Origin of the sequence: Acinetobacter sp. YH01019, from assembly GCF_013420285.1 — a bacterium.
Classification (GTDB): Bacteria; Pseudomonadota; Gammaproteobacteria; order Pseudomonadales; family Moraxellaceae; genus Acinetobacter; species Acinetobacter gandensis.
In genome coordinates this window covers 1-2,693 of record NZ_VOYM01000154.1, presented here as the reverse complement: position 1 = coordinate 2,693, position 2,693 = coordinate 1, and the positions used below count along the sequence as shown (strand labels likewise).

Annotated in this window: 4 protein-coding genes; 2 read left to right on the top strand and 2 right to left on the bottom strand. The window is 36.5% G+C overall.

What is annotated here, in order from left to right; genetic code table 11:
* Both FTT84_RS17470 and FTT84_RS17465 read left to right on the top strand, forming a co-directional pair.
* Positions 1-215, top strand: a 215-nt coding sequence (locus tag FTT84_RS17470) for a hypothetical protein (RefSeq protein WP_005139060.1), incomplete at its 5' end; no start/stop codon positions are given.
* A 100-nt stretch (positions 216-315) separates the two neighbouring features.
* Positions 316-1,095 carry an aminoglycoside O-phosphotransferase APH(3')-VIa gene (locus FTT84_RS17465; protein WP_000422636.1) on the top strand — a complete coding sequence of 260 codons (780 nt, stop codon included), beginning with the start codon at positions 316-318 and terminating at the stop codon, positions 1,093-1,095.
* A gap of 44 nt (positions 1,096-1,139) precedes the next feature.
* Here the strand turns inward: FTT84_RS17465 and FTT84_RS17460 are convergent, their stop codons facing one another.
* Positions 1,140-1,748 carry a hypothetical protein gene (locus FTT84_RS17460; protein ID WP_024160765.1) on the bottom strand — a complete coding sequence of 203 codons (609 nt, stop codon included), beginning with the start codon at positions 1,746-1,748 and terminating at the stop codon, positions 1,140-1,142.
* 31 nt (positions 1,749-1,779) lie between these two features.
* Positions 1,780-2,580 carry a hypothetical protein gene (locus FTT84_RS17455; protein WP_373685048.1) on the bottom strand — a complete coding sequence of 267 codons (801 nt, stop codon included), beginning with the start codon at positions 2,578-2,580 and terminating at the stop codon, positions 1,780-1,782.
* Positions 2,581-2,693 lie beyond the last annotated feature (113 nt).

Below are 2,693 nucleotides of genomic sequence, written 5' to 3'. Positions count from 1 at the left end.
AAAAAGGCACATGCGAAAATATGAATGGTTTAATTAGGCAATATTTACCTAAAGGGATTGATTTAAATCAGGCAGATCAGCATTATTTAAATCAAGTTGCCATGTCACTGAATACTCGTCCTAGAAAGGCGTTAGATTGGCTTACACCATTAGAGAAATTTGCTCAGCTTGTTGATTATCATATGGCTTTTGAAACTGTCGCACCTCATGTTTGAATTCGCCCCATATTTTTGCTACAGTGAACCAAATTAAGATCATCTATTTACTAGGCCTCGCATTTGCGGGGTTTTTAATGCTGAATAAAAGGAAAACTTGATGGAATTGCCCAATATTATTCAACAATTTATCGGAAACAGCGTTTTAGAGCCAAATAAAATTGGTCAGTCGCCATCGGATGTTTATTCTTTTAATCGAAATAATGAAACTTTTTTTCTTAAGCGATCTAGCACTTTATATACAGAGACCACATACAGTGTCTCTCGTGAAGCGAAAATGTTGAGTTGGCTCTCTGAGAAATTAAAGGTGCCTGAACTCATCATGACTTTTCAGGATGAGCAGTTTGAATTCATGATCACTAAAGCGATCAATGCAAAACCAATTTCAGCGCTTTTTTTAACAGACCAAGAATTGCTTGCTATCTATAAGGAGGCACTCAATCTGTTAAATTCAATTGCTATTATTGATTGTCCATTTATTTCAAACATTGATCATCGGTTAAAAGAGTCAAAATTTTTTATTGATAACCAACTCCTTGACGATATAGATCAAGATGATTTTGACACTGAATTATGGGGAGACCATAAAACTTACCTAAGTCTATGGAATGAGTTAACCGAGACTCGTGTTGAAGAAAGATTGGTTTTTTCTCATGGCGATATCACGGATAGTAATATTTTTATAGATAAATTCAATGAAATTTATTTTTTAGATCTTGGTCGTGCTGGGTTAGCAGATGAATTTGTAGATATATCCTTTGTTGAACGTTGCCTAAGAGAGGATGCATCGGAGGAAACTGCGAAAATATTTTTAAAGCATTTAAAAAATGATAGACCTGACAAAAGGAATTATTTTTTAAAACTTGATGAATTGAATTGATTCCAAGCATTATCTAAAAATACTTTTTGAGTTCTAGTTAATGATTAAATATATTCTTCAACCGTACTGGTCATACGTTTTTTCATTTTGTAAGGCTTGTAATGAGGAACATAACAAGGCTTGCAAACTGCTTCATAGGTTTTGGTATCAGAATGATAATAAAAGCGATCCAGTGGTTCATAGCCATTGCAATGATGGCAATAACGCTCAAAACCCAATGAAGTGAAGATCATCTTCTGCACAAATGCTTGTTTTTTATGTTTTGCTTTAAGTGTAGGTGAGTTTTTGACTTCACAAGAACAGATATAATCTTGGTAGTTATCGAACTCTGGTGCTTCTTGGTGTATGTGAACAAACCGATTTATAACTTTTGGATCAAAAATATTCCATTGTTGGTCATGTTCTGAAAATAGGAAATATCCATCTGCACCTGATGGCATTTCTTTACTGTATTTCGAGTAATGGATAACATGTTTTTCCGTTGGCTCAAAGTCATTCAGGAACATTCTCAAGGTATTGAGGTTCGGGAATTGGACTTTCATTAACTGTGCTTGAGTCACCAGATTGGATCTTGATTCGTAGTTCACCAGAACCATAATTTTACGGCTTTTGTCGATTCTGCCGATGATGTAATTATAGATATGATCAGACATTGTATTTTCTCCTATTCTATAGAGATCCATGTTAAGAACATGGATCATTCCCAAAAAATGCAATGAGATCGTTGCTCTGGTAGCTAAACTGCAATTCGGTGTAGTCCATTTTCAGTGTGCTATCTAAGTACGGTGTAATGTCGAGTTGCACGAATGAATCAATAAATTCACTTTCTGCGCCATACGCATCTATTGAGCCTTTGAACAGCTCCAGTACATTGCATGTTACATAGTCGCCAATTTCTGATTTATGTGTCTTACATGATGGTAGTAGTGCCAAGTCATTCAGGATCACTTGAACATGAGTGCCATCATATGAGCCTTGATATAGGCTGTAATATTTTTCAGGATTCAAGATACATTCAAGAACTAAATCAAAGTTGTTGCTGTAAGAGTTACGCGTAGCGACATATACACTTTCTGCTACTGGCTTTTCGACTTTGGTGAGTGTGATTGAGTCTGAATGCTCATGAGCGAACAAAATAGGGTCGTCTACGTCTTGTTCTTCATCTGGCTCAATGTCCATTAACGCCAAGCGTCTATCTTTGGTTTCTTGGTCGAGAATTTCCCAACCATCGATAGATAAAGTACCGCCGTCAGCAAGTTGAATGAGAACAGGGGTTTCTTTGTCCTGATCTGTATTGTCCAGAATGGTGAAGATCCCTAGTAATCGAACCCATGAAGTGATTAACTGGCAAATGGGTAGGTTTTCATTAATTTCATGGCGATTCTTGCAAGACTCGCTAAACATCGCCAGATTTTCAGGGTGATTAATATCAATATAGACATTGTGCAAAACAGCATCAGCACTGGTGTTGAGAGGTGGTCCCACTTGTTTGAACAACTAAAAGCGTATTTATAAGTGATATTCCGCTCTAGTTAAGCCACCTTGTTTTGTTGGGGTAGCTGATCATAGTAAAACTCATTTGGTGTCATTTTGTCTAG